The organism is Xanthomonas sp. NCPPB 1128 (genome assembly GCF_001043115.1).
Classification (GTDB): Bacteria; Pseudomonadota; Gammaproteobacteria; order Xanthomonadales; family Xanthomonadaceae; genus Xanthomonas_A.
Window position 1 is genome coordinate 84,163 of record NZ_LFME01000013.1, and the last position, 26,314, is coordinate 110,476.

General features: G+C 69.8%; 21 protein-coding genes and 1 pseudogene. 12 read left to right on the forward strand and 10 right to left on the reverse strand.

Annotated features, from left to right (window positions below):
* Positions 1–53: 53 nt before the first annotated feature.
* Entirely contained in the window at positions 54–953 is a 900-nt protein-coding gene (locus tag ACP93_RS10385) for an AraC family transcriptional regulator (protein ID WP_048490604.1), read from the forward strand.
* 399 nt (positions 954–1,352) lie between these two features.
* Here the strand turns inward: ACP93_RS10385 and ACP93_RS10390 are convergent, their stop codons facing one another.
* The gene (locus tag ACP93_RS10390; RefSeq protein WP_048490605.1) at positions 1,353–1,826 is read right to left on the reverse strand and encodes a DUF4410 domain-containing protein; all 474 of its coding nucleotides are present in this window, start codon (positions 1,824–1,826) and stop codon (positions 1,353–1,355) included.
* A gap of 86 nt (positions 1,827–1,912) precedes the next feature.
* A complete protein-coding gene (locus ACP93_RS10395; protein WP_048490606.1) occupies positions 1,913–2,698 on the reverse strand; it encodes a transporter substrate-binding domain-containing protein in 786 nt (261 codons plus the stop codon).
* Between the two features lie 270 nt (positions 2,699–2,968).
* On the opposite strand from ACP93_RS10395, the gene ACP93_RS10400 reads away from it, so the two are divergent.
* Together ACP93_RS10400 and ACP93_RS10405 are read left to right on the forward strand one after the other, a co-directional pair.
* On the forward strand, positions 2,969–3,967 hold the full coding sequence (locus ACP93_RS10400) for a hypothetical protein (protein WP_228136005.1): 999 nt from the start codon (positions 2,969–2,971) through the stop codon (positions 3,965–3,967).
* A 441-nt stretch (positions 3,968–4,408) separates the two neighbouring features.
* Positions 4,409–5,182 (forward strand): lytic transglycosylase domain-containing protein, encoded by a 774-nt coding sequence (locus tag ACP93_RS10405; protein WP_228136006.1) that lies wholly within the window; start codon positions 4,409–4,411, stop codon positions 5,180–5,182.
* 73 nt (positions 5,183–5,255) lie between these two features.
* Here the strand turns inward: ACP93_RS10405 and treA are convergent, their stop codons facing one another.
* Both treA and ACP93_RS10415 read right to left on the reverse strand, forming a co-directional pair.
* Positions 5,256–6,956: an alpha,alpha-trehalase TreA gene (gene treA / locus ACP93_RS10410; RefSeq protein ID WP_048490608.1), complete on the reverse strand. Its 1,701-nt coding sequence runs from the start codon at positions 6,954–6,956 to the stop codon at positions 5,256–5,258.
* Positions 6,957–7,272: 316 nt separating this feature from the next.
* Positions 7,273–8,199, reverse strand: coding sequence for a GAF domain-containing protein (locus ACP93_RS10415; RefSeq protein WP_048490609.1), 927 nt, complete (start codon positions 8,197–8,199; stop codon positions 7,273–7,275).
* A 332-nt stretch (positions 8,200–8,531) separates the two neighbouring features.
* On the opposite strand from ACP93_RS10415, the gene ACP93_RS10420 reads away from it, so the two are divergent.
* The gene (locus ACP93_RS10420; protein ID WP_228136007.1) at positions 8,532–8,888 is read left to right on the forward strand and encodes a hypothetical protein; all 357 of its coding nucleotides are present in this window, start codon (positions 8,532–8,534) and stop codon (positions 8,886–8,888) included.
* Positions 8,889–9,320: 432 nt separating this feature from the next.
* Here ACP93_RS10420 and ACP93_RS10425 read toward each other — a convergent pair whose 3' ends face one another.
* The 4 genes from ACP93_RS10425 to ACP93_RS10440 all read right to left on the reverse strand — a co-directional run bounded on the left by ACP93_RS10425 (position 9,321) and on the right by ACP93_RS10440 (position 16,773).
* Positions 9,321–10,103, reverse strand: a complete 783-nt coding sequence (locus ACP93_RS10425; protein WP_048490610.1) for a DUF72 domain-containing protein — start codon at positions 10,101–10,103, stop codon at positions 9,321–9,323.
* A 482-nt stretch (positions 10,104–10,585) separates the two neighbouring features.
* Positions 10,586–13,483: a M16 family metallopeptidase gene (locus ACP93_RS10430; protein WP_048490611.1), complete on the reverse strand. Its 2,898-nt coding sequence runs from the start codon at positions 13,481–13,483 to the stop codon at positions 10,586–10,588.
* A 161-nt stretch (positions 13,484–13,644) separates the two neighbouring features.
* Positions 13,645–15,105, reverse strand: a complete 1,461-nt coding sequence (locus ACP93_RS10435; RefSeq protein ID WP_048490640.1) for a glycoside hydrolase family 5 protein — start codon at positions 15,103–15,105, stop codon at positions 13,645–13,647.
* A 264-nt stretch (positions 15,106–15,369) separates the two neighbouring features.
* On the reverse strand, positions 15,370–16,773 hold the full coding sequence (locus ACP93_RS10440) for a cellulase family glycosylhydrolase (protein WP_048490612.1): 1,404 nt from the start codon (positions 16,771–16,773) through the stop codon (positions 15,370–15,372).
* A gap of 303 nt (positions 16,774–17,076) precedes the next feature.
* Between ACP93_RS10440 and ACP93_RS10445 the strand changes: the two genes are divergently transcribed.
* Entirely contained in the window at positions 17,077–18,750 is a 1,674-nt protein-coding gene (locus ACP93_RS10445; protein ID WP_048490613.1) for a M28 family metallopeptidase, read from the forward strand.
* Between the two features lie 83 nt (positions 18,751–18,833).
* Positions 18,834–19,286, forward strand: coding sequence for a hypothetical protein (locus ACP93_RS10450; RefSeq protein ID WP_228136008.1), 453 nt, complete (start codon positions 18,834–18,836; stop codon positions 19,284–19,286).
* A gap of 13 nt (positions 19,287–19,299) precedes the next feature.
* On the opposite strand, the gene ACP93_RS10455 is transcribed toward ACP93_RS10450, so the two are convergent.
* Positions 19,300–20,892, reverse strand: a complete 1,593-nt coding sequence (locus ACP93_RS10455; RefSeq protein WP_048490615.1) for an APC family permease — start codon at positions 20,890–20,892, stop codon at positions 19,300–19,302.
* A gap of 280 nt (positions 20,893–21,172) precedes the next feature.
* Between ACP93_RS10455 and ACP93_RS10460 the strand changes: the two genes are divergently transcribed.
* The 6 genes and pseudogenes from ACP93_RS10460 (at position 21,173) to ACP93_RS10485 (ending at position 24,941) form a co-directional block, all read left to right on the forward strand.
* Positions 21,173–21,595 (forward strand): hypothetical protein, encoded by a 423-nt coding sequence (locus tag ACP93_RS10460; protein ID WP_048490616.1) that lies wholly within the window; start codon positions 21,173–21,175, stop codon positions 21,593–21,595.
* Positions 21,596–21,605: 10 nt separating this feature from the next.
* Positions 21,606–22,055, forward strand: coding sequence for a type II 3-dehydroquinate dehydratase (locus ACP93_RS10465; RefSeq protein WP_048490617.1), 450 nt, complete (start codon positions 21,606–21,608; stop codon positions 22,053–22,055).
* Complete coding sequence (locus tag ACP93_RS10470; protein WP_048490618.1) at positions 22,036–22,254, forward strand: hypothetical protein; 219 nt, start codon at positions 22,036–22,038, stop codon at positions 22,252–22,254. The genes ACP93_RS10465 and ACP93_RS10470 overlap by 20 nt, the downstream gene beginning before the upstream one ends.
* A gap of 165 nt (positions 22,255–22,419) precedes the next feature.
* Positions 22,420–23,739 (forward strand): annotated as a pseudogene (locus ACP93_RS10475) (histidine kinase).
* Positions 23,732–24,499: a LytR/AlgR family response regulator transcription factor gene (locus tag ACP93_RS10480; protein ID WP_048490619.1), complete on the forward strand. Its 768-nt coding sequence runs from the start codon at positions 23,732–23,734 to the stop codon at positions 24,497–24,499. Before ACP93_RS10475 ends, ACP93_RS10480 begins: the two are co-directional and overlap by 8 nt.
* A 46-nt stretch (positions 24,500–24,545) precedes the next feature.
* Positions 24,546–24,941, forward strand: a complete 396-nt coding sequence (locus ACP93_RS10485) for a hypothetical protein (protein ID WP_048490620.1) — start codon at positions 24,546–24,548, stop codon at positions 24,939–24,941.
* A 505-nt stretch (positions 24,942–25,446) separates the two neighbouring features.
* Here ACP93_RS10485 and ACP93_RS10490 read toward each other — a convergent pair.
* Positions 25,447–26,314 (reverse strand): TonB-dependent siderophore receptor (locus ACP93_RS10490; protein ID WP_048490641.1); only part of this gene is annotated, 868 nt, incomplete at its 5' end.

The window sequence follows — 26,314 nt, forward strand, 5'->3', positions numbered from 1 at the left end:
CAGCATCGTGCAAGCTTGACTGCCTCCTTTCGCACGCTACGGCGCCCTTGCCGATGACCGCGCTCGCCCACCGCTACCAGGAAATGGCCGCCCTGGTTGCCCGATTGGCCACGCCCGATGGCGACCACGACACCGCCATCGACGGCTTCTTCTGCTCCTACCGCTCCGCGCCGTCGCCGAAGACGCATACCGCGCAATGGCCGGTCTTTGCGCTGGTGCTGCAGGGCGAGAAGTGCCTGACCCTGGGCAGCGAGGAATACCGCTACGGGGTCGGCACCTTTCTGCTGGTGACGCTGGATCTGCCGGTGGTCTCGCGCATCACCCAGGCCAGCCCGGAACACCCGTTGCTGGGCGTGGGCATGTCGATCCGGCCGGATCGGCTGCGCGAATTGCTCGAGCGCATTCCGTTGCCGCCGCAGGTCGGTGCCGAGCGTCCGCGCGGGGTGTCGGTCAATACCGCCTGCCCGGACCTGCTGGACGCGACGCTGCGCATGCTGCGGCTGCTCGAGCGGCCGGCCGACATCGCGGCGATGGCGCCGCTGATCGAACAGGAAATCCTGTACCGCCTGCTGGCCGGGCCGTGCGGGCCGAACCTGCTGCGCATCGCGCAGGAGGACAGCCCGAGCAACCGTATCGCCAAGGCCATCGCCTGGCTGCGCCAGCACTACGCCGAACCGCTGCGGATCGAGGACCTGGCGCGCCAGGTCAACATGAGCGTGTCCTCGCTGCATCACCATTTCAGCGCGGTCGCGGCGATGACGCCGCTGCAGTACCAGAAGCAGTTGCGCCTGCGCGAGGCACGGCGGCTGATGGTGGTGGAGCGGATGGACGTGGGTGCGGCCGGCTACCGCGTCGGCTACCAGAGCCCGTCGCAGTTCAGCCGCGAATACAGCCGGCTGTACGGGCGTTCGCCGCGCAGCGATCTGGCCGAGCAGCTGGGTCTGGCCGGCTGAGCGGTACTGATACTGCGCGGGCTGCCTTGCGCATCTGACGTGCTGCTGCTTGATCGACGACAGCGCATTTCGCATCAATTCGAAGCGTGTCCTGTAGGAGCGGCTTCAGCCGCGACGGGCTTTACCGGGAACGCTTCGTCGCGGCTGAAGCCGCTCCTACAGGGGCTTGCGGCGAGCCTGCCGGGTGCACTGTGGGAGGGACTTCAGTCCCGACGCATTGCGCCATCGGAACGCACGCCACGTCGCGCGTCGCGGCTGCATGCAGTTGACTCCTACAGAGCAAGCTGCATCCGGCTTGCGTGTCGAGGGATCAAGCGATTCGAGATGCGCTGCAGGCAGCGCGTTGATGCGCTTCGGCGCCCGTACAGGACCGATGCGGTCCTGCACGGGCGGCACGTACTACTGCAGTTGCTTGAGCCGCGCGACGATCTCCTGGGCATGGCGTTCGATCAGGCCCTCGGAGGTGCCCCAGGCGGTACTGTTGGTCGATTCCACGTCGAACTGCGCCGCGGTCTTGCCGCTGGCATCGGCGATGCTCACGCGGCTCTTGATCTTGTCGCGACCGGCCATGATGCCGGCCCAGAAGCGCGCGCCATTGCTGCGCATGTAGTAGTGATCGATGACGATGGTCATCTTGCGCGCATTGGCCTGGCCCTGCGCGCCGTGCAGGTGCGCCGCGTCCAGTTGCGCGTCGAGCTGGCGGCGGAACATGGCCACGCTCTCGGCATCGGTATCGTCGTTGCCGGTGAGCTGGTACCAGTAGGTTTCGGCGGTGGTCGCCTTGTAGCTCTGGTGCACCACGCTGTTGGTCGCGCAGCCGGTGGCCAGCAACAGCACGCCCAGCAGCGCGAGCGTTCTCCATTGCAGTTTCATGCTCTCTCCTTGTTTGGATCCCCTAAGCCGGGGCGAATGCCGCCGGCCGCGGCAGCATAGCGGCTGCGCGCAGGCAGGCGGGAGGCCTAGTGGATCGTTTCCGGATCGCCGAGCCACGCAGCCACGATCTGCGCATAGGCGCCGCTGGCCTTGCTCAGGTGCAGCCACTGGTCGACGTAGGCCTTCCAGGCCATGTCGTCGCGCGGCAGCAGGAATGCCTTCTCGCTGTACTGCAGCGGTTGCTGCGGCGCCACCGCGCACAGGCCGGGCACCTGGCGCTGCTGGAAGTGCGCCTCGGAGGCGTCGGTGATCATGACGTCGGCGCGGCCCTCGCGCAGGTCGCGGAAGATGGCGGGATTGTCATCGGACAGGATCAGCTGCGCATGCGGCAGTTCGCGCCGGGCGAAGGCCTCGTTGGTGCCGCCGCGCGGTTCGATCACCCGCACCTCGGGGCGGTCGATCCGGGCGATGTCACGGTAGCGCGCGCGGTCGCCGCAACGCACCAGCGGGATCTTGCCGTCGACCTCCAGCACCGCACTGAACCAGGCTTGGCGCTGCCGCGGCAGCGACACCGAGATGCCGCCGACGGCGATGTCGCAGCGGTCGGCGATCAGGTCAGGCAGCAACGTTGGCCAGCGCGTCGGCACCCATTGCAGCTTGACCTCCAGGCTCTCGGCCAGCGATTGCGCCAGGGCGATGTCGATGCCTTCGTAGCTGCCGTCGGCGCGCAGGCGGCTGTAGGGCGCGTAGTCGCCGGTGGTGCACACGCGCAGCGTGCCGCGTTGCAGGACGCTGTCCAGGTGCGAGGGGGCAGCGTGCGTCGGCAGCGCCAGTGCGGCGCCGAGCAGCGCGGCGGCCAGGCGTCGGATCATGCGGTTCTCCTGCGGCAGGGCGGGCGTCGGTGCCCGCTGGCTGTACGCCGGCTGTCGCGCCGGCGGTGCGCGCCACCTTAGCCGTTTTGCGCATGCGCCGACGCAATCCCTGACGCGACAAGGCCTTGCGTGCGCCGGGCGGTCGCCGGTGACGCCGTGTCGCCGCCCGCCGCGCATGGCGGCACGCGCCGGCAACGGAACTCCCGGCACGCTGTACCGGTCCGTCCCCCACATTCGCCCCAGCCGCCTGCCCATGGATTCTCGACCCTCGTGACCGCCCTCCCTGCGCAAGACCGTTGGCTGCAGCTGTGGGCGGCACTGGCGACCGCGATGATCCTGGCCTTGCTGGGGCGCCTGCTGTGGGGCGCGCCGTCGGCGCCGCCACCCGTGGCGGCCGAGGATGCGCTGCGGCTGGTGTTTCTGCCACGGCACTCCGTGCAGCGCGCCCCGGTCCCGCCACCGCCTTCCGTGCGGGCGCCGTCGGCGGCCGCACGGAAGGCGGCCGTGGCACGGCAGTCGCGTGCCGCCGCCGCGCCGCCGTCTTCGTCGACGCCGCCGCGGACGGCGGCTGCGGCGACCGCGGCCGACGCGCGGATGGCGGCGACGCTCTATACCGGCGATGGCCATCCGCGCCTGCCGGACGGGGTGGCGGTGGATCCGTTCGCGCAGGCGCAGGGCACGCCACCGGGAACGCTCAATCCGCGCGACGTCGCCAAGTCCAAGCGCCTGCTCGAGCGGCCGAACCCGATCGACTACCGGTCCACCCGCTTCGACAAGGACTGGGCCAGCGACGGCACCCTCGGCGACGTCGCCGTGCAGGGCATCGACCGGGCGATCAGGCAACTGTTGCCCAAGAACACCCATCAGTCGGCGGTGGCGCGGCCGCCGCCGGACGTGCGCTTCAACCCGGCGCTGCACGAACGCCCCAGCGACCTCGGCAGCGAGGCCACCGGCGATGCCTACAAGGCCGCGCCGATCGCCTTCGAAAAGGCGCCGGGGTTGGATGGCGAAGCCAGCCGGCGGATCCGCCAGGCGCTGGCCGAGTTGCAGCAACGCCGCGGCGCCTGCCCCGCCGCGCAGCGCGCGCGCCTGCTGGCGCCGGTGCAGCAGCACCTGGACGCGCTGCTGCAGGTGGAAACCGCGATGGCCAAGGGCGCCGACCCGATCCGCGCGCAGCAACTGCTGCCGCGCGAGGCCGACAGCGCCTACGACCTGGCACGGCGCGCGTTGTGGTACGCCGATCAGAAACTGGCGGCCTGCGCGCCGTAGGCGGCGATTCGACCTTGGCAGCCGTCGGGACTGAAGTCCCTCCCACAGTGCATCCAGCCAGCTTGTTGCGGATTGCTGTAGGAGCGGCTTCAGCCGCGATGGCTTTCCAGGGAATTCCTCGTCGCGGCTGAAGCCACTCCTACGAGTGTGCTCCCCTCGGGTTGTCAGAGGTACGCTTCGGCCGCGGAAGCGGAGGATGCGGTGTATCCGACTTTGGAAGCGTCGGGACTGAAAGTCCCTCCCACCGTGCACCCAGTTATCTGGTTGCGGATTTCTGTAGGAGCGGCTTCAGCCGCGATGCATTACAGGGAAATCGTGGTCCCGGCTGAAGCCGCTCTTACGAGGGAGGGAACTGTCGGGCAGCGTACAGAGCCCCGCCATCACTCGCCTCGACGCGCGCTGCGCGATGATGCGCGCCCGTCCCGTCCGATCATGCCGCCGATGCCGCTTGCCCGTGCCGCGCTGTGTCTGCTGCTGTGCTGTGGCGTCGTCCCCGGCGCCTCCGCGCGCACCGTGTACCGCTGCGTGCGCGACGGCACGGTCAGCCTGGCCACCGCGCCGGAACCGGGCTCGCGCTGCACGCCGAAGGAGCTGGACGATGCGGCGATCGCCACGCCCAATCCGTGGGGCAACCTGGGCGTGTTCAGCGGCACCCTGTACGAGCGCGAGCAGGACGGCCAACTGGTCTACTCCACGCGCAACCTGCCGGGCTCGCGGCCCTACCTGCGCTTCACCGCCGTGACCCCGCCGGGCGAGGCGGCGCATCCCGGGCTGGGCAAGGTCGGGGCGCCGCAACTGCAACCGCACGCCAGGCAGTTCCGCGCCGCGGCGCGCGCCACCGGGGTGGACGAGCCGTGGCTGCGCGCCATCGCACATGCCGAGAGCGGCTTCGACGCCGCCGCGGTCTCGCCCAAGGGCGCGCAAGGGGTGATGCAGCTGTTGCCGGAGGTGGCGAAGGAATACGGCGTGCGCGATCCGTTCGCGGCCGACCAGTCCATCGCCGGCGGCGCACGCTACATGCGCGCGCTGCTGCGCCGCTACGCCGGCGACCGGGTGCTGGCCGCGGCGGCCTACAACGCCGGCATCGGCACGGTGACGCGCTACGGCGGCGTGCCGCCGTACGCGGAGACCCGCGAGTACATCGACAAGGTGATGGCGCTGTACCAGCGCTATCGCGTCGCGATGGGCATCCCTGTGGAGACGCCGGCGCAGTAGCCGTGGCGTCCATCGCTCGCCCTAACGCGTGCGCAGAGGGAAGCAGGTGGCCGCGGGTGCCTGCCGCAGCGGCTCAAAGCGCGACTGCCTCCGCCTCCGCCTCGGCGTCCGCCTGCGCTTGCGCGTGCGGCGCTGCCGGCGCGGCGGCCGGTGCCGCGTACAGGTCCAGCAGCAGCAGGGTCACGCCGTTGGTCCAGCCGAAGCCGTCCTGCAGGGCGTACTCGCCGCCGCCGCCGCCCTTGGCCTGCGCGTCCACCGCGTACTTCTCCACCAGCTTGTGCTGCTGCGCGAACAGCGCCTGCACCCGCGCCAGGAAGCGGCTGCCGATGCGTTGCGCCAGCGCGTCCTGGCCGTAGCGGCGCAGGCCGTCCACGGCGATCCACTGCAGCGGCGCCCAGCCGTTGGGTTCGTCCCACTGCTGGCCAGTGTGCAGGCGCGTGGTCGCGACGCCGCCGGGGCGCAGCAACTGCGCCTGCACGGTGTCGGCGCTGCGTTTGGCCCGGGCCGGCGAGGCGACCCCGACGAACAGCGGGTACAGCGCCGCCGCGGTGACCTGCTCGCGCAGCCGGCGCTGCTGCCAGTCGTAGTCGGCGTAGTAGCCGGCATCGCTCCACAGGTGCTTGTCGATCGCGGTCTTGCGCGCGCTGGCGAGGGCGGCGTAGTCGGTATCGCAGCCGGCCGCGCCCGGGTTCTTGGCGCAGGCCAGGGCCAGGGTGCTCTCCAGGTGGTAGAGCAGGCTGTTCAGGTCGACCGGGACGATGGCGGTGGTGCGGATGCTGGCCAGGGTCTTGCGGTCGCCGAGCCAGCGGCTGGAGTAGTCCCAGCCGCTCTCGGCGCCGGCGCGCAGGTCGCGGTAGACCTCGGCGGCAGGGCGGTCCTTGGCCTCGGCGGCGGTGCGCACGTCGTGCAGCCAGGCTTCCGGGCGCGGCGTGTCGCGGGCGTCCCAGTAGCGGTTGAGCAGGCTGCCGTCGGCCAGCCGCACCACGTGCGCATGCGCGTTGCCCGGGGCCAGGGTCTGCGCGCCCTCCATCCAGTAGGCGTATTCCTTCTGCAACTGCGGCAGGTAGCGCGCGTAGGCGGCATCGCCTTCCACCTTGGCCTGCAACTGCACCATGTGCGAGAAGAACGGCGGCTGCGAGCGGCTCAGGTAGTAGGTGCGGTTGCCGTTGGGGATGTGCCCGTAGGTGTCGATCAGGTAGGCGAAGTTGTCCAGCATCTGCCGGCTGCGTTCGTGCTCGCCGCTCTCCACCAGGCCGAGCATGGTGAAGTAGGAATCCCAGTAGTAGACCTCGCGGAAGCGTCCGCCGGGCACCACGTAGGGATGCGGCAGCGACAGCAGGCTGCTGTAGGCCGGCACGTCGACCTGGCGGCGCACCAGCAGCGGCCACAGCGCGTCGATGTGCTCGCGCAGGCCGGTGTCCTGGCGGATCGCCTCGGTCTGCACCGGGCCGGATTCCTCGAAGTTGGCCGCGACGAAGCGGCGCAGGTCGAAGCCGGGTTGCTGGCGCTGCGCCAGATAGTCGGCGTTGATCAGCGCCGGGTCGCGCAGCGGCAGCGCATCGACGAAGTGCTTCTGGTCGTCGAACAGCTCCTGCTGCTGCACTGCCTGGAACAGTTCCGGGTAGGCCAGGTCGGGCGTCTGCGGCGGCGGCACCGGTGCGGTCAGCGTCGTCGCGGGACCGGCCTCGGCCATGGCGGTGTCGACGTTGCCGAGCAACAGGCCGAGCGACAGGCTCAGCAGTGGGGTGCAGCAGGGAGGAGCGGCATGGCTCATGTCGGGTCCAGAGCAGGATGCGTGCGGCATGGTAAACGACCGAAGCGGAGACGGGGCGGGCGCGGCCGGATCCGATGCGCGGCGCGCCGATCCTCCTTGGCGGCCGCGCGTCGTCCGGTTCGCACCGGTGAGGGACCGCAACATCTTGGGATATGCAAGAACGGGGCCGCCGTTGCGGCGAGCTGTCCGTCGCCAGGGCCAGCCTTGGAGACATGCCGTCTGCCGGGTGGTTGGCGCTGCTCCCAGGTCGGACGGCGGGTCGTTCAGCCTTCCGCCGGCGCCGATGCACGCAGCAGGTCGGCGTCCGCGGCGCGGCTCAGGGCGTCTGCGAATGCAGGCGGTCCTTCTCGGCGCTGAGCGCGGCTTCGGCGCGCAGGAACACCAGCCCGATCGACTCGTCCGCCCGCGCGGCCTGGGCGTCGCCGACCAGCACGGTCAGTCCGAGCGCCTGCTGCCGGGATGCGATCTCGCGCAGGCCACGCAGCTTCTGTTCGGCATCGGCGCCATGCAGCATCACGATGAATTCCGCGCTATCGGTGGCGCGGTCCACGCTGTCGGCACCGCCGTCCTGCACGTAGCTGGCCAGGGTCTGGTCCAACTGCTGCAGGCGGCTGCCGAGCATGCGCTCGCTCTGCCGTTCGGCCAGCGCGGCCAGTTCCTGTACCTCCAGGATCACCAACCAGTAGCGGCCGTGGGCGCCCGCATCTGCGCTGTCTGCCACCGGGTGCGCCTGCAAGAGCGCCTCGCGTTCGCGCTGCAGCGTGTCCCGGCGTTCGTCGAGCAGGCGCATGGCGGTGCGCGCCAGCGCGCGCAGGCCGTCGCGTTGGGTGTCCTTGAGCTCGCGCGGCGTGGTGTCCAGCACGCACACCGTGCCCAAGGCGATGCCCTCATCGGTCACCAGCGGCATCCCGGCGTAGAAGCGCGCGCCGGTATCGCCGCGGACCACCGAAATGTCGGCGAAACGCGGGTCGTCGGCGAGATCGGGCACTTCCAGCAATTGCTCGGGTTCCCGAATCGCGTGGTCGCACACCGCCTGGCTGCGCTCGGTCTGCGGCACCTCCAGGCCCATCCTGGCCTTGAACCACTGCCGGTCGCGGTCCACCAGCGACAGCAATGCGATCGGCGTATCGCACAGCGCGGCGGCGATCTGCACGATGTCCTGGTAAGTGTCCTCGGGCAGGCTGTCGACGATGCGGTAGCTGTCGAGGACACGCTGGCGCTGGGCTTCATCGGTCATGGGCATGCTGAGCTTCGTGCATGGATCGCAAAGCGCGTCACGATACCGCAGTGTGCGAAGCCGGACCGTAGACGACGTCGCATGCGTGATACGGCGCACATTGAAGGCTTCGACGCACTGCCGGACTGTAGGCGTCGACCTCGGCGCTGCACCGCCGCAAGGGCGTGACTTGCAGTGATAGGATGCACACTTTCACCTCGGCCCCATCGCCATGTCCGATGCATGGCATCGATCGCGGGGATCTGCGATCGATGCGCCTGCAACGCCTGTCGCATGGCCTGTCCGGACGTCTCTGTGCTGCAGGGAGCGCGCGCTGCCACTCAACAAGGATCCTTGCCGTGACCCTGTTCGACCCTCGCCATGTGCGTACGCTCGCCACGTCCCTGCTCGCCCTCGCCCTGTTGCCAGGCCTGGCGTCGGCCAGCAGCGTGACCGGGACCGTCAAGGACCTGTCGGTCCGCGCGACCGATGGCATCCACTACGTCGTGGTCAACGCGACGCCCACGCAGCGTCCGACCTGCGCGGCCAGCACGACGTACTACATGATCAAGGACGAGAAGTCCGATACCGGGAAAGCGCAGCTGGCGATGTTGCTGTCCGCCTATATGGCGGGAAAACCGGTCTGGATCGAAGGCGGCGACACCTGCACCCGATGGGGCGATGGCGAAGACATCCGCACGGTGAGCTTCCACTGAGCGACACGGGTCGCACGCCAAGACGTTTAACGCCAGTGCGTTCGCGCGGATGCGGTCCTGCAACGACCGCGATGGGACTGCGCCCAGACGCGGTATGCCTTTGTGCGCGCGATCGCACGCTTGCCCAGCGACGGCAGCGAAGCGCGCCATCGACTGAAGACCTGCCGACACGTGCCGCGACGCCCACGTCGCGCTGTGATCCCCTCGCAGCGCAACATGCGTTGGCCGATCCGTGCCTGACCGGCTGGCCGTCGCTGTCCAGCACCTGCACCTATACCTGCACTTCGCCCAGCTTCAGCGCGCGCACCGACGCTTCGATCTGCTTGAGGGCGCGGCTGAAGCCACTCCTGCAGGGGCGGCGAACGCGAGGCGGGTTCCAGTCGTAGCGCGGGCTTTTCCCGCACATCGTGGGAATCAGCGGAACGTGGCGGGTCAGCCGGCTGCGCGAGCGCCGAACGCGCGCAGCTGCGCCTGCAGCGTGGCGGCGTTGTCGAGGGCGTGGCCGAGCGCGGTGTTGTCGAAGATCACCCAGGCTTCGTCCGGATGCGGCGTGGCGGCGGCGACGCGCTCGGCCAGGCTGCGCAATGTGTCGTCGGCGTAGTCGCTGTAGTAGAGGCGCGGCGTGCCGTGCCAGCGCCAGTAGGCCGGCGTCGCCGTGCCTGCCGGCTGTGCAGCAGTGGCGTCCAGGGCCGGGTCGGCGGCCACGCGCGCGATGCCGGGGCGCTGCCACAGCGCCTCGGCGCGCGCGCTGAACCAGCTGGCGTGGCGTGGTTCGCAGGTGATGCCGCGGTGCCAGCGGCGCCGCAGCATGGCGAAGAAGGTGGCGGCGGTGCGTGCATCGAAGGCCAGGCTCGGCGGCAGCTGCACCAGCAGGCAGCCGAGCTTGTCGCCGAGATGGCCGACTTCGCCGAGGAAGGCCTGCAGCAGTGGCGCGACGCGGTACAGGCGCGCGTCGTGGGTGATGGCGCGTGGCAACTTGGCCGAGAAGCGGAACCCCGTCGGCACGCTGTCGGCCCAGCGCTGGTAGGTGCTCGCGCGGTGGGCGCGATAGAACGTGGAGTTGATCTCGACCACGTCGAAGCGGGTGGCATAGCGCGCCAGCTGGCTGGCACCGTCGCCGACCAGGGCGCGCTGCGTGCTGGCGATCGACCAGCCGGCGCAGCCGACGCGGATGCGGGGCACGGCGTCGGCGCGGCGGGGCGAAGCGGTCGGCATGGCGATGGCGGGCGGGAACAGGCTTTCGGGATATCAAGCGCTGCGGCCAAGTGCCGTGAAGGGCATGGCCGGCCCTGTAACGGCCTTGCCGGGTGGTTCTCGTGCATCGCGATCTCCGATCGGCAACAGCGTCCAGGAGGCGAGTCGATTCTTGGAGGATGCCGGGCCGGACAGTGTTACGGACATCGCAAGGCGCGGCGCGCAGCCGTGGTCATCCGTCCGTGCAGCGCACGCATGCCCGCGCGGCCGATGGATGCAGCGCGCCGCGATGGCTGCGCGCTGTGCCCGCGTGTGTGTGCATGCCGGTTGCGCCGGAGCGCAGCGTGCGAGGTCATGGCCGTCGCATGTCGCATGTCGCATGTCGCATGTCGCATGTCGCATCGCGCGATGGCGATGGCGATGGCGATGCGATGACGCCGGCCACCCATGCGGGGGCCGGCGCGTCGCGCCTGGCGGGACCGTCCCGCCAGGCGTGTGCGGCGTTACGGCTTGGCGGCCGCCGTGGCCTTCGCCTTGACCGGCTGGCCGTCGCTGTCCAGCACCTGCACCTCGCCCAGCTTCAGTGCGCGCACCGGCGCCTCGATCTGCTTGAGGTCGCCGACGATGACCCAGGTCATCGCCTGCGGCGCCACGATCTCCTTGATCGCCGCTTCCGCCGCCGGCTGGTCGATCGCTTCCAGGCGCGTCTTCAGCGTCTGCACGTAGTCGTCCGGGCGGCCGTACTGGACGATGCCTTCCATCGCGCCGAGCACCGCGCCGGTGGTCTCGAAGCTGCCCGGCAGGGCGCGCACGCGCTGTTCCTTGATCTTGGCGATCTCGGCGGCGGTCAGCGGCTTGTCGCCGACCACGGCCTTGGCTTCCTTGAGGATCTCGGCGGCCGATTCGGCGGTCTTGTCGGTCTGCACCGGGGCGAAGAACAGGAACGGGCGCTGGCCGATCGCGTCGATCATGAAGCTGTTGGCGCCGTAGGCCCAGCGCTTGTCCTCGCGCAGGTTCATGTTCAGCCGCGAGGTGAAGGTGCCGCCGAAGGCGCCGTTGGCCACGCCGATGGCCAGGTTGTTCGGCGCCTTGGTCGAGGGCGCCAGCAGGCCGGCCAGGATCAGCGACTGCGGAGCATCGTCGCGGTTGATCAGGAACACGCGCGGCTTGGGCTGCGCGGCCACCTGCGGCAGGGTCTTGGTCGGGCGCTTGCCGGCCGGGGCCTGCCAGTCGCCGAACGCGGCATCCAGCTGCGGGATGATCTTGGCCAGGGTGGTATCGCCAGCCACCAGGATGCGCACGTTGTCCGGACGCAGCCAGTTGTTCTGGAACGCGCTCAGGTCGCCCGCGGTCAGGCTCTTGATCGCCGCCTCGGTGCCGGTGCCGGTGAGCGGCACGCCGTACGGATGGCTGGGGCCGTACAGCAGCGGCGGCAGGGTGCGCAGCGCCAGGCCCTGCGGCTGGGTCTTCTCCTGCGCGATCGAGGCCAGCCACTGGCCGCGGATGCGCTCGATGTCGTCGGCCTTGAACGCCGGGTTGCGCACGATGTCGGCGAACAGGTCCAGCGACGGCGCCAGCTGGTCGTTGAGCGCGTTGAGCGAGGCATCGCAGCTGTCCAGTTCGCAGGACACGCTGGTCATCGCACCCAGGCGCTGGCGGCGCTGCGCCACGTCCACCGAATCCAGATTGCGGGTGCTCTCGTTCATCAGCGCCGCGGTGAAGTTGGCGGTGCCGAGCTTTCTGCCGCGGTCGGTCGCGTAACCGGCGTCGAACAGCAGCTGGATCTGCGTGACCGGGATGGTGTGGCGCTCGGCCAGCACCACCTCGATGCCGTTCTTGAGCTTGCCGCGCTGCAGCTGCGGGAAGCTCAGGCTCGGGAACTGGCTGGTCTCCGGCACGCCGGCGGTGCGGTCCACCTGCGACTTGCCGACGCTGTAGTTGGCCTTGGCGGGCACCTTGGGTGCGGGCTTGCCCGGGGCCGCCGCCAGCGGCTTGACCGCCTTGTCCTCGGCCGCCGGATCGAAGCCCTCCGGCGCCGGCAGCACGGTCAGCAGGTAGTCGCCCTTGCCGAACCAGGTGTCGGCGGCCTTGCGCACGCTGGCGACGGTGGCGTCCTGCGCGCGTTCCAGATCCTTCTTGTAGGCGCCCGGATCGTTGCGGTAGACCTGGCCCTCGGCCAGCACGGTGGCCTTGCCGCCGAAGCCGCCGACCTTCTCCAGGCCGCGCACGAAGCCGGCGCGGTAGCCGACCTGGGCGCGCTGCAGTTCGTCGGCGGTGGGGCCTTCGGCGAGGAACTTCTGCAGTTCGTCGGCGATGGCGGCCTCGACCTTGGCCGGGTCCACGCCTTCCTTCACGTCGGCGGTGATCTGCAACTGGCTGGCCAGCGCGAACGACTGCAGGCCGGCGGAGACGTCGTCGGCCAGCTTGTCGCGGTAGACCAGGCGCTGGTACAGGCGGCTGGTCTTGCCGCCGCCGAGCACGGTGGTGGCCAGGTCCAGCAGCACCGCGTCGTCGGTGCCCAACTGCGGCGCCACCCAGGTGCGGTAGATGCGCGGCTGCGCGACGTGGTCGTGCTGCACGCCGCGGGTCTGCTTGGCCAGCGGGGTGATCCACGGCTGCTCGCGCGGCACCGGCCGGCCGGCGGGGATGTCGCCGAAGTACTGCTCGGCCTTGGCGCGGGCCTGCGCCACGGTGATGTCGCCGGCCAGCACCAGGGTGGTATTGGCGGCGCCGTAGTTGTCGTGGAACCACTGTTTGACGTCGTCCAGCGAGGCCGCGTCGAGGTCGGCCATCGAGCCGATGGTGTCGTGCTGGTACGGATGGTTGGCCGGGAAGATGTTGGCCAGGATGTTCTCGTCGACGCGGCCGTAGGGGCGGTTCTGGCCCTGGCGCTTCTCGTTCTGGACCACGCCGCGCTGGGTGTCCAGTTCCTTCTGGCCGATCGCGCCGAGCAGGTGGCCCATGCGGTCCGATTCCATCCACAGCGCCGTGTCCAGCGCGGTGGTCGGCACGGTCTCGAAGTAGTTGGTGCGGTCGAACCAGGTGGTGCCGTTCATGTCGGTGGCGCCGACCTTCTCGAACGGCTGGAAGTAGGTGCCCTTGTGGTTCTCCGAGCCGGAGAACATCAGGTGCTCGAACAGGTGCGCGAAGCCGGTCTTGCCGGCCGGCTCGTCGCCTGAGCCGATGTGGTACCAGATGCTCACCGCCACCACCGGCGCCTTGTGGTCCTCGTGCACCACCACGGTCAGGCCGTTGGGCAGGGTGAAGCGGGTGTAGGCGATCTCCGGCGCGGTCGCCTGGCCCGGCGTGGCCGCGGCCAGGGCCGACTGCGCGGCGACCAGGGCGGCGCCGGTACCGAGGGTGAGGATGCTGGAGATCAACAGCGACAAGGGACGGAGCATGGGCCGGGCCTGAGTGTGGACAGTGCGCCAGCATAGAGGGGCGGCGGCGGCCGCGGGAACGTGACTGATGGCACACCGCGGGGTGCCCGGGTGGAGGCGGTACCACGCATGGCCACGCGGGGAGCGTGGCCGTGCGTGGCCTCAGGAATGCAGCGCAGCGCTCAGCGCGCGGCGCAGAAGCCGAACTCGGCGGTCGCGCCGGGGGCCAGGGTCTTGTTCCAGTCCACGCCGCTGGCGCTGAGCGTGGTGCCCGATTGCGTCCAGGTGGCGTTCCACAGGTTGTTGACCGTGCCGCTGATCGACAGGGTGGCGGTCCAGTCGCCGCTGCTGGCGCCGGTGTTGGTCACCTGCACACGGTTGCAGTACCCGGCGTTCCAGTCGCTGTCGACCAGCACCTTGGTGCTGAAGCTGCTGCCGGACGGCGGCGGCGTGGGCGTTGTGCCGCCGCCATTGCCACCACCGTTACCGCCCCCACCGCTGCCACCGCTGCCACCGCCACTGCTGCCGCCGTCCCAGAGCTTCTTCAGCAGGGTCACCTTGTCGTTGCGCACCGTGCTCCAGTCGTCGTTGAGGATGCCGCCGGTGTCGCCGCTGTTCGGGTTCCACGACCAGTAGAAGCCGCTGTGGATGCCCTTGCCGATCAGGTAGTCGACCAGCGCGTTCTGCCACTGCACGTCCAGCGGGTTGCCCTGGCCGTACTTGCCGCCGAACTCGCCCAGCAGCAGCGCGTGGCCGGCCTGGGCGAACTGGCCGAAGTGCTGCTCCCAGATCGCCGGCATGTTGGCCGGGAAGTTCGACGCGCTGAAGTAGGGCTGCATGTAGACGTCCGGCCCGTACACGTGCGGGGCGAGCAGCAGGCGATTGGCCGGAATGGCCAGCGGCGTGCAGGCCAGCGGTTCCAGGTTCTCGCCCCAGAAGTGGGCGGTGTTGCTGGAGCAGGTGGACGTGTTGGAAATGCCCTCGACCACGATCAGCCAGTTCGGCGCCGCGTTCAGCACCACCGCCGACGCGCGTTCTGCCGCCTTGTTCCAGTCGGTGGCGGCATTGCCGCTGCCCCAGGTGGCGGCGCCGTGCGGCTCGTTCTTCAGGTCCAGGCCGATCACCCCCGGCACCGACGCGTAGCGCTTGGCGACGAAGCTCAGATCATTCAGCCATTGCTGCTCGCTGTAGCTGCCGGTGTACCAGAGTTCGGAGATCGCGTTGCAGTCCGGGGTGTGGTGGTCGAGCAGCACGTACATGCCGCGGCTGCTGAGTTCGTTGATCACCTTGTCGAGCAACTGCAGCGAGTTCAGGCCCTGCAGATCCGGGTTGCGGCTGTAGTCGATGCTGCCGGGCGAGACCGCCTGCAGCGTCTGCGGGCAGAACGGCAGGCGCACGGCGTTGAAGCCCAGGCCCTGCATCTGCGTGATCATGTCCTTCCAGTTGCGCGCCCACAGGCCGTGCACGGTGTGCTGCGAGGTTTCGAAACCGAACCAGTTGACGCCACGCAGCTGCACGGCGTTGCCGGCGTCGTCCACCACCTTGCCCTGCTGGATGGCGTAGCTCCAGGCCGAGCCGCTGGCGATCACGAGTGCCGCGGCCAGCAGGCAGCGGGTGAGGCGGGAATGCAGGGATCGATTCATCGCGGTGCTCCGATGGCGGCCGGCGCGGAGCGCGCCGGCCAAAGGGGGGCGGATGCTTGGCGGCGATGATCGGCAGTGTCCGCCGTGGCGGCCGTGACTGCCGTTGCAGAAGACAGGCTTGTCCACGGATTGCGCGCAGGCGCTGCGATGTGCCGGCGGACGGGCAGGAGCGTGGCGCAGAACGCAGAAACGCCAACGGCAGCGTCGGAGGACGCTGCCGTTGGCGTGTTACCCCGCGCGGTGCGCGGGGCGATGGCGCCGTCTTCAGCGGGCGGCGCAGAACCCGAACTCGGCGGTGGCGCCGGGGGCCAGGGTCTTGTTCCAGTCCACGCCGCTGGCGCTGAGCGTGGTGCCCGACTGCGTCCAGGTGGCGTTCCACAGGTTGTTGACGGTGCCGCTGATGGACAGGGTGACCGCCCAGTTGCCGGTGGCGCTGCCACTGTTGGTCACCTGCACGCGTTCGCAGTAGCCGGCGTTCCAGTCGCTGTCGACGATGATCTTGGTGCTGAAGCTGGCGTTGCCCGGTGCCGGGGTCGGCGTGGTGCCGCTGGTGTCGCCCCACAACCGCTTCAGCCCGGCCATCTTCTCGCTGCGCACGGTGGTCCAGTCGTCGTCCAGCACGCCGCCGGTGTCGCGGCTGTTGGGGTTCCACGCCCAGTAGAAGCCGCTGCGGATGTTCTTCTTGATCAGGTAGTCGATCAGCGCCTTCTGCAGGACCGGGTCCTGCGCCTGGTTGCGGCCTTCGTTGCCGCCGAATTCGCCGATCATCATGGCGTAGCCGCGCTGGGTCAGCTGGCCGAACTGGCGCTCCCAGATCGCCGGCATGTTGGCCGGGAAGCTGCCGTCGCCGAAGTAGGGCTGCCAGTTCACGTCGGGGCCGTACACGTGCGGGGACAACAGCAGGCGGTTGGCCGGCACGTTGAGCTTGGTGCAGGTCAGCGGTTCCAGGTTGCCGCCCCACCAGTAGCCGTCGCTGCTGGAGCAGGTCGGGTTGTCGGTGATGCCCTCGACCACGATCAGCCACTTCGGCGCTACCTTCAGCACCGCCGCCGAGGCGCGCTCGACCGCCTTGTTCCAGTCGGTCTTGAGGTTGCCGGTGCCCCAGGTGTTGCGGCCGTTCGGCTCGTTCTTCAGGTCGATGCCGATCACGCCCGGCACCGCCGCGTAGCGCTTGGCCACGAACGTCAGGTCGCTGAGCCACTGCTGCTCGCTGTAGGAGTCGGTGTACCAGAGCTCGGAGATGCCCTGGCAATCGGGCGAGTGGTGGTCCAGCAGCACGTACATGCCGCGGCTGCTGAATTCGTTGACCACCTTATCCAGGACCTGCAGCGAATTCAGGCCCTGCAGGTCCGGGTTGCGGCCGTAGTCGATGCTGGTCGGGGCGACGCCGCGCAGGGTCTGCGGGCAGAACGGCAGGCGCACGGCGTTGAAGCCCAGGCCCTGCATCTGCGTGATCATGTCCTTCCAGTTGCGCGCCCACAGGCCGTGCACGGTGTGCGCGCTGCCTTCGAAGCCGAACCAGTTGACGCCGCGCAGCTGCACCGCGTTGCCGCGGTCGTCCACCACCGTGCCTTTGCTGATCGCGTAACTCCAGGCCGAGCCGCTGGCGGCCAGCAGCGCGGCGGCCAGCACGCAACGGGTGATGCGGGTGAGGGGGGACATCGACATCTCTGCAGGTCTCCGGAAGTGGGCCGGCCCCGCAGTCGGAGCGGCCCAGGTGATGGTGGGGATGAAGCACTCCGCGCTCGGCTCGGGTGGAAGCGGGGGCGGGCGCACGGATCGGCGTGGCCACCGATCCCCGCGGCCCCGCGATGCGCGAGCGCGGCATTAGAGCATGTTCAGTTTCATATTTGAGTGGTTTATCACAATAAATTTTTGCGACAGCGCACGTATGGCGGTCATTCGGCCCACCCTGGCCCGGGTTGCGCACCGCTACACTCGACGTTCTTTGTGTCCGCCGAGGGGAACTCCATGAAACGACCGATCGTGAGCCTGCTGGCCCTGGCGCTGTCCGGCGCCTGCGTGGCGGCGCCGCCGTCCGCACCGACCTTCGACACCAAGCGCCTGTCGAACGACGTCAAGACCCTGGCCTCCGACGCCTACGAGGGCCGCGCCCCGGGGTCGGCGGGCGAGGAGAAGACCGTGGCCTACCTCAGCGCGCAGTTCCAGGCCGCCGGCCTGCAGCCGGGCGGTGACCTGCGCGACGGCAAGCGCCTGTGGACCCAGGCGGTACCGCTGCGCCGCGCCGACATCGTCGGCACCCCGCGCCTGGCCATCGCCAGCGGCGACCAGCGCCAGGCCCTGACCCAGGGCCAGCAGATCGCCGTGCGCGCCGCCCTCGACGGCAGCAGCCAGGTGACCCTGGACGGTGCGCCGCTGGTGTTCGTCGGCTATGGCGTCAAGGCGCCGGAGCGTGGCTGGGACGACTTCAAGGGCGTGGACCTGAAGGGCAAGATCGCGGTGGTGCTGATCAACGACCCCGATTTCGAGACCGGCAAGGGCGCGTTCGACGGCAAGGGCATGACCTACTACGGCCGCTGGACCTACAAGTTCGAGGAAGGCGCACGGCAGGGCGCGGCCGGCGTGCTGATCGTGCACGAGACCGCACCGGCGTCCTATGGCTGGGCCACCGTCGCCAACTCCAATACCAACAGCATGTTCGACGTGGTCCGCGACGATCCCAAGACGGTGCACCCGGAACTGGAGGGCTGGATCCAGCGCGACCTGGCGGTGGACCTGTTCAAGCGCGCCGGGCTGGATTTCGATGCGCTGAAGAAGCAGGCGCAATCGCGCGACTTCAAGCCGGTGGAACTGAAGGGCGAGCGCCTGTACGCCGACTACGCGGTGAAGTCGGAGGTGATCACCTCGCGCAACGTGGTCGCGCGGCTGCCCGGCACGACCCACCCGGACGACACCCTCATCTACACCGCGCACTGGGATCACCTGGGCGTGGGCGCGCCCGACGCCAAGGGCGACCGCATCTTCAACGGCGCGCTGGACAACGCCAGCGGCGTCGCCGCGCTGCTGGAACTGGCCCGCGCCTTCGCCAAGGGCCCGGCGCCGCAGCGCTCGGTGGTGTTCATGGCGGTCACCGCCGAGGAGAAGGGCCTGCTCGGCTCGGAGTACTACGCGTCCAAGCCGCTGTATCCGCTGGCGCGCACGGTGGCGGTGATCAACATGGACGGCATGAGCCCGTTCGGGCCGTCGCGCGATTTCGGCATCTACGGCACCGCCAAGCTGGAACTGCTCGACGACCTCAAGCGCGTGGCAAAGGGTTGGGATCTGCGCTACACGCCCGATCCGAAGCCGGAGGCCGGCTACTTCTTCCGCTCCGACCACTTCTCCTTCGCCAAGCGCGGCGTGCCGGCGCTGTCCTTCGCCGCCGGCCAGGACTGGGTGGACGGCGGCGTGGCGGCCGGCAAGGCCGCCTCGGACGACTACACCGCCAAACGCTACCACCAGCCTGGCGACGAGTGGCAGCCGAACTGGACCTTCGCCGGCGCCGCGCGCGACATGCAGGTGCTGTACACGCTGGGCGAGGAGCTGGCCAATTCGCCGCAGTGGCCGAACTGGAGCCGCGACTCCGAGTTCCGCGCCACCCGCGACGCCAGCGCCGCGCAGCGCCAAGCCGCGCCCGCCAAGTGAGCCATGCCGCATTGCCGCCTGCGTCGCAGGCGGCTCCGGAGCCGCTGCCGGGTACGCTCGCGGAAGGGACCGATCAGGCCGACATGGACGCGGGCAACGACCCGCTGCCGCGCTGGCTGGTCGGTGTCGGGGTGGTGATGACCTTCCTGTTCGTCGGCCCGCCGCTGGGCACCCTGGTGGTCGGGTTGCCGGTGGCGATCGCGCTGACCTGGGGGCAGAGCCTGGTCACCGATACGCTGCCGGTGCTCCTGCTGATGGCGATGTTTTCCTACGTCTTCGGCGCCTTGCCGGCACTGCTGACCGGTCTGTTCGCCGCACGCGCCTGGCCCCGCCTGCGCGGCTGGCGCGCGCATCTGCGTCTCGGCCTGATCGGGGCGGGCACCTCGGCGGTCTGCATCGCCGCGGTGCTGGCTGTGTTCGACAGACGTTACGCCCCGTTCCACCAGAGCGCCATCGCAGTGGGCCTGTGCGCGTTGGCCGGTTTCGTCGGCGCCCTATTGTCGTCGCGCGCGCTGCAATTCCTGCGCGGCGGTTGAGCGCCGCCGCGGCTCAGCCGGCGCTGGCCTGCTGCAGCGACGGGGTGCGCCAGCCGGCGCGCACGCCCCAGAAGTAGAAGCCCAGCGCGACCACGCCGACCACCACCAGGTCCGGTCCGTAGGACAGATAGCCGTGGCCGCCGAAGGTGGTGCTGCCGGCCCACGACAGCAGGGCGATGGTCGGCAGATAGGCGATCAGCCAGCTGGCGCCGCGCAGATGCCGGCGGAAATCCTTCCAGCCGTTGCGCTGCTGGTAGTACGCGTACACCGGCAGGGCCACCAGCATCAGCAGGATGATCTCGCCGGTCAGCGGCCAGCGCGCCCAGTACAGCAGTTCGGTGGCCAATACGAACGCCGCCGCGGCCAGCACCGGCAGAGCGGCGATGCGCAGCGGGCGGTGCATCTCCGGCGCGTGCTTGCGCAGCGCCATGGCGCTGATCGGGCCGGTGAGGTAGGAGATGATGGTGGCCACCGAGATCACCGCCGCCAGCGTGCCCCAGCCGCGGAAGAAGAACAGGAACAGGTAGGACACCAGCAGGTTGAAGAACATCGCCGGGCGCGGCACGCCCCAGGTCGGGTGCACCCGGCCCAGCACCTTGGGCATGGTGCCGTTGCGCTCCATGCCGTAGATCATCCGCGCGGTGGTGGCGGTGTAGGTGATGCCGGTGCCGCTGGGGCTGACGAAGGCGTCCACGTACAGCAGCATCGCCAGCCAGTGCAGGTTGACGATGATCGCCAGCTGCGCGAACGGCGAGCGGAAGTCGATGCCGTGCCAGCCGGCCTTTGCCAGCAGGTCCGGCGGCACCGCGCCCAGGTAGGCGACCTGCAGCAGCACGTAGACCACCGTGGCCAGCGCGATCGAGCCGAGTACCGCAAACGGGATGCTGCGCCCGGGATTGCGCGCCTCGCCGGCCAGGTTCACCGGGCTCTGGAAGCCGTTGAAGCTGAACACGATGCCGGCGGTGGCCACCGCAGTGAGCACCGCGGCGAAGTCGATGGTGTGGCTGCCGCCGTGCAGGCCGACGCTGAAGTTCTCGCTGTGGAAACCGCTGGCGATCAGCGCCACGCCGGTCAGCGCCGGCACCACCAGCTTGAACACGGTGATCAGGCTGTTGGAGCGCGCGAACAGCTTCACGCTCCAGAAGTTCAGCAGGAAGTACACCAGCACCAGCACCGCGGCGATGCACAGGCCGGGCACCGACAGCTCGCCGGCGCCGCCGGGCTGCTGCACGTACAGGTCCTGCGCCCACTGCCACGGCCAGGACGCCATGTACTGCACCGAGGCCTCGGCCTCCACCGGGATCACCGAGACGATCGCGATCCAGTTGGCCCAGCCGGCGATGAAGCCGACCAGCGAGCCATGCGAATAGTGGCTGTAGCGGACCATGCCGCCAGACTCGGGGAACATCGCGCCCAGTTCGGCATAGGCCAGGGCGATGGTGGTGACGATCGCCGCGCCCAGTACCCACGCCCAGATCGCGCCGGGGCCGGCCAACCCGGCGGCGCGCCAGGCGCCGAACAGCCAACCGGAGCCGATGATCGAGCCCAGGCCGGTCAGCATCAGGGCGAACGGGCCGACATCGCGGCGCAGGGCGGTTTGGGTCATGGCGGGTCCGGGCGGCGGTGGCGGCGGGAAGCCGGGGATGATCGCATAAAGCCGGGAATCGGGATTGGGGAATGGGGATTGGCTGAAAAGCCGGGATTCGGGATTTGGGATTCGGGATTGGTGGAAGCGCAGCGCCGTCATCCGCTTTTGCGAATGCCCAATCCCGAATCCCCAATCCCCGCCCTTACGCAAGCTTTACGCCCCAGGCCCACTTCTGCCATGGAACGCTTATGCGGGGCGCGCGCAGACTGCGCCACGTCCTTCCTGTTGGATGTGTTCCATGTCGATTCTGCTGATCCAGGGCCCGCATCGCGATGCGTCGGCCATCGCCGCGGCGCAGTGTCTGGCCGCGTCCCATGCCGCGCAGGTGGTGCCGGTGGCCTGCGCCGATGCCGCGCAGATCGTGGCGCGGCTGCGGCAAGGTGCGTGCGACGACACTGAACTGGTGCTGCTGGATTCCGGCGAGTTGCCGGCGTCGGAGCTGGCCGACCACGGCGCGCAGCTGTGTGCGGCGCTGGAGGCGCTGGGCCATCCGTACATCGAGATGCACGATGCCAGCGCGCAGGCGCTGGAGCCGCTGCTGCACCCACGGCATGCGCCGTTGCTGACGGTGATCGCCAATGGTGCGCTCGCCGACAGCTATGCCATCGCCCTCGGCGTGGCGCAGCGCCGGCTCGGCACGCGCGCGGCGCTGGCCAACTGAGGGCGCCGCCATGTCGATCCTGTTGCTCCGTGGCCCGGACTGCGTGGCCGGCCATCGCGGCCGCCCGGCGCGCATCGCCCCGCCGGTGATGCGGCAATTGCTCGCCAATGCCGGCCGCGCCGGCAAGACTCTGGCCGTGCGCGGTTGCGCCAGCGAGCGCGAACTGCTGCAGGCGCTGGCCCAGGCCGACCAGGCTGGCGTCGAAATGCTGCTGCTGGATCCGGGTGCGTGCTCGGACAGCGCCGTCACCGCCGACGCGGTGGCGTACCTGCGCCGGCCTTACGTGGAAGTGCACGACGACGCCAGCGATCGCCGCGAAGCCTGCCTGTGCGCGGCCTCGGGGCAGCGGCTGGGCCAGGTCGGCGGCTACTGCGCGCAGGGCTACGCGCTGGCGCTGTCGATCGCGCTCGAACACCTGGGCTGCAATGGCTACGAAGGCGATGTCCACGTCGGCACCTGAGCGCGCGCGCCACTACCTGGCCGACTATGAGGCCTACAGCTTCGGCCAGCGCGTGGCCTGGGGCACGCTGGCGCACACCTGGGCCGAGCCCGCGCCGCTGGACCCGGAGCGGTTGCTGGGCCGCCTGCGCGCACAAGCGGCGCAACGCCACGGCGTGGACAGCACCGAGATCCGCATCCGCAGCGTGAGCCGGCTGTAGCGGCACGCGCGATCGCCGGAATGCTTCCGCCGCGCCTCCACGCGTGGGCGATTTCGTCCTGCCGCGGCGCTGTCCCGTCCGTGCCAACCGCGGTTTCGTCGCACGCCGCTGGCGCCGTGCGATGCCACGGCTATCCTCGCCGGAACTTCCCAGCACCCGGCCGCCATGCTCGCCAGCCTGTTCTTCCTCGTTCGCCTGTTGTGCGCCTGGGCAGTGGCGGTGGTCGTCGCTGCCTTCGTCTGGGCCGGGTTGTTCTACGGCATGAATTCCGGGCCGGGCTGGCTGTTCGGCCTGCTGGCGATGCTGTTGATGCTGTCGGCGCTGATCGCCGGCATCACCCATCTGCGCAAGGTCTGGCTGATCGCCGGGCGCCTGGACTGGGGCACCCTGGCGAGCCGCCAGCGGCGCCAGATCGAGATTCCGCTGGACACCCGCGAGGCGTTCGCGCTGCTGGATGCGGCGGTGCGCGAGCTGCCGCGGGTGGAGGAGGTCGAAAGCACGCTGGACAGCCTGCAGGTGCGCGCCAAGGTGCGCCGCATCGATCCGTAAAACGGCCGCCCGCCGTCGCGCTGGAACCTGGCCGCGCGCTTTGCGGTCAAGCGCAACCAGATACTGGCGACGGTGACCCCGGGCACCGGCACCAGCAGCCTGACCCTGCTGCTGGAGCCGGACGCCAGCGCCTGGATCGACCTGTTCGCGGTCGACGAAGGCAGCAACTACGAGAACGCCGAGGCGTTGGGCCGGGCGCTGGCGCGGCGCGTGGCCGAGCTGCGCCGCGACGAGCAGGCCGCCGCCGCGCAGGCCGCCGCCGCGCAGGCCGCCACCGCGCAGGAGCTGACCGTGGCGCGGCTGAACCTGCTGCACGCGCAGGTCGAGCCGCATTTCCTCTACAACACCCTGGCCAGCGCGCAGGTGCTGGCGCGCACCGACCCGCCGCGCGCCGACCTGATGCTGGGCTACCTGATCCAGTACCTGCGGCGCTCGCTGCCCAGCACCGAGGACGCGATGAGTTCGCTCGGCGACGAACTGGAACGGACCCAGGCCTACCTGGAGATCCTGCGCATCCGCATGGGCGCGCGCCTGCAACTGCAGGTGCAGGTGCCGGAGACGATGAAGACGCTGCCGCTGCCGTCGATGATGCTGCAGACGCTGGTGGAGAATGCGATCAAGCACGGCCTGGAACCCAAGCCCGGCGGCGGCACCATCTGGATCCTGGCGCGTGCGGTCGACGACCACGTCACCCTGACCGTGGCCGACGACGGCCTGGGCTTCAATACCCAGTCCAGCGGCACCGGCATCGGCCTGAAGAACCTGCGCGAACGGTTGCGCCTGACCTACGCCGGCGCGGCGAGCTTCGCCATCGTCTCCAACTTCCCCAGCGGCGTGGCCGCCACCATCACCCTGCCATGGCCGGCGGGCACGACGCCGCCACCGCCGCCACTGCCGGCGCCGGTCGCGATGCACACCGGAGCGCACCATGATTGACGCGATCGTCGCCGAGGACGAAACCCTGCTGCGCGACGCGCTGGTCGCGCTGCTGGGCGAGGTGTGGCCGCAGCTGCGCATCGTCGCCGAGTGCGAGGACGGCGCCAGCGCGCTGGAGCGGCTGGCCGAGCTGCGCCCGCAGGTGGCGTTCCTGGACATCCGCATGCCCGGCCTGAGCGGCATCGAGGTGGCGCGCGCGCTGGGCGAACTGAGCCCGCACACGCAGGTGGTGTTCGTCACCGCCTACGACCAGTACGCCATCGATGCGTTCGAACACGGGGCAGTGGACTACCTGCTCAAGCCGATCGTGCGCGAGCGCCTGCAGGCCACGGTGCAGCGGCTACAGGCGCGCGCGGCGCAAGGGCCGGATCCGGCGGTGCTCGACGCGCTCCTGCAGCGCCTGCAGCAGCGCCCGGCCGCGCCGTCGGCACCACCGCCGCTGGCCTGGGTCACCGCCAGCAGCGGCCGCGAGACGCGGCTGATCCTGCTCGACGACGTGCTGTATTTTCAGGCCGACAGCAAGTACACCACCGTGCTTACCCGCGACGGCGAGGCGGTGCTGCGCACCTCCCTGCGCGAGTTGCTGGACGTGCTCGATCCGACCGCGTTCCGGCAGATCCATCGCTCCACCATCGTCAACCTCAAGGCGGTGGCCTCGGTGGTGCGCGAGGACACCGGCAAGGGCCGGCTGAAGCTGCGCCACCGCGACGAAGTGCTGACCGTCAGCCAGCCGTACATGAGCCTGTTCCGCGGCATGTAGCCGCGGCATCGCCTTCCGCTTCACACTGGAACAAGGAACCTCCGCCATGCGTCTGCTCTCCTTGCTGTGGTCGTGCCTGCTTGGCCTGCTCGGCTGCCACGGGCATGCCGATCTCGATCTGTCCGTCGGCGCCCATCGCGAGACCGTGGTGCAGGCCAGCAAGGGCGGCGTGCCGCTGCTGTTCAGTCGCACCACCTATCGCGGTGGCCTGGCGACGTTCCGCTGCATCGACAGCCGTAGCGGACGCTGCCATTACCAGGTCTATGCCGCCTGCACGGCACCGCAGCCGGCGCGCGGCGGCGACGGCGCTGCCTGTCGCCCGCGCGTGCTGCAGGCGTTCGACCTGCCGGTCGGTCAGCGTCGCGAGATCGCCGGGCTGCCGCGCGATTTTCGGCAGTGCGTGGTGTCGGATGCTCCGGCCTCGGCGTGTGCACGCGAGTGAGAGGCGATAGGCAAGGGCGGGTCGATACGACAGCCCGCTGCGTCCAGCGACGTCGCGATGACCGCGGTTGTTGTTGGAGGGACTTCAGTCCCGACGTGGCTGCAACAGGACTAGCGGATTGCGCCCCGCGTCGCGGCTGAAGCCGCTCCCACAGGAGGGGTTCTCGCGGAGCTGCCGGCTGACATCATGCGTCGCGGCTGAAGCCGCTCCTACAGGGCGCCTCGCTGCGATCCGACTGGACATCGTAGGAGCGGCTTCAGCCGCGACCCGTGATCCGATGTCAGCCGATGTGCCGCATCGCGTTGCCGAATCGGTCATTGCCTCATTGATGCAGTGATCCGATCGCTGCTGTTGTGGGAGGGACTTCAGTCCCGAAGCCTCTGCAACGGAACTGCCGGATGGCGTCCCGCGTCGCGACTGAAGTCGCTCCCACAAGAGGCTGTCCCGCGATCCGGCGCCACATGCTACGAACGGTGTCGCGTCGTGCGGAACGACGCGCGCCCACTCAGTAATCCACGCCCACCGAGAACAGCACCGTGCGCGGATCGCCCAGGGCCACCGCGCGCTGCAGGCCGCCGGTGAAATAGTCGCGGTCGAAGGCGTTCTTCAGGTTCAGCGCATAGCGCCAATGGCCCTGGCGGTAACCCAGGCCGGCATCGAACACCAGGTAGCCGGGGATGCGGTGGCCGTAGGCGGTCTTCTCGCCTTCGGCGCGGGCGCCGCCGCTGACGCTCCAGCCGTCGGCCGCGCCATGGGCGGCGTACTGCAGCCACAGCGAACCGCTGTGCCGCGGCACGTTGTTCAGGCGGCTGCCGACGCTGCTGACGCGTTGGCCGCCATCGTCGGTGACCACCGCATCGGTGTAGGCGTAGCCGCCGAACAGGCTCAGCCCGTTGCCCAGGTCGGCGGCGGCGTTGAGTTCCAGGCCGCGGCTGCGCTGTTCGCCCACGGCGATGCTGTAGCCGTCGTTGAGCGGGTCGGTCTGCAGCACGTTGCGCCGGCGCAGGTCGTACAGGGCCATGCTCAGACTGGTGCCGCTGCCCACTTCCATCTTGACGCCCAGTTCCACCTGGCGCCCGCGCTCGGGATCGAACTGCGCGCCTTGCGCATCGGTGCCAACGTTGGGATAGAACGAGGTGGCGACGCTGACATACGGGCGCAGGCCGCCACCGGCGTCGAACATCAGCGCGGCCGAGCCCGTGGTCGCGCTGTTGTCGTTGCGCGTGTCGCTGCCGGCCAGGTGGTCCTCGCTGCGGTTGCGGCTGCGGTCGTGGCGCAGGCCGAGCAACAACTGCCAGTCGGGCGCGAACTGGATGCGGTCGCGCAGGTACAGGCCGCCCGAGGTCACCACGCTGAGGTTGTCGCGGGTGGGG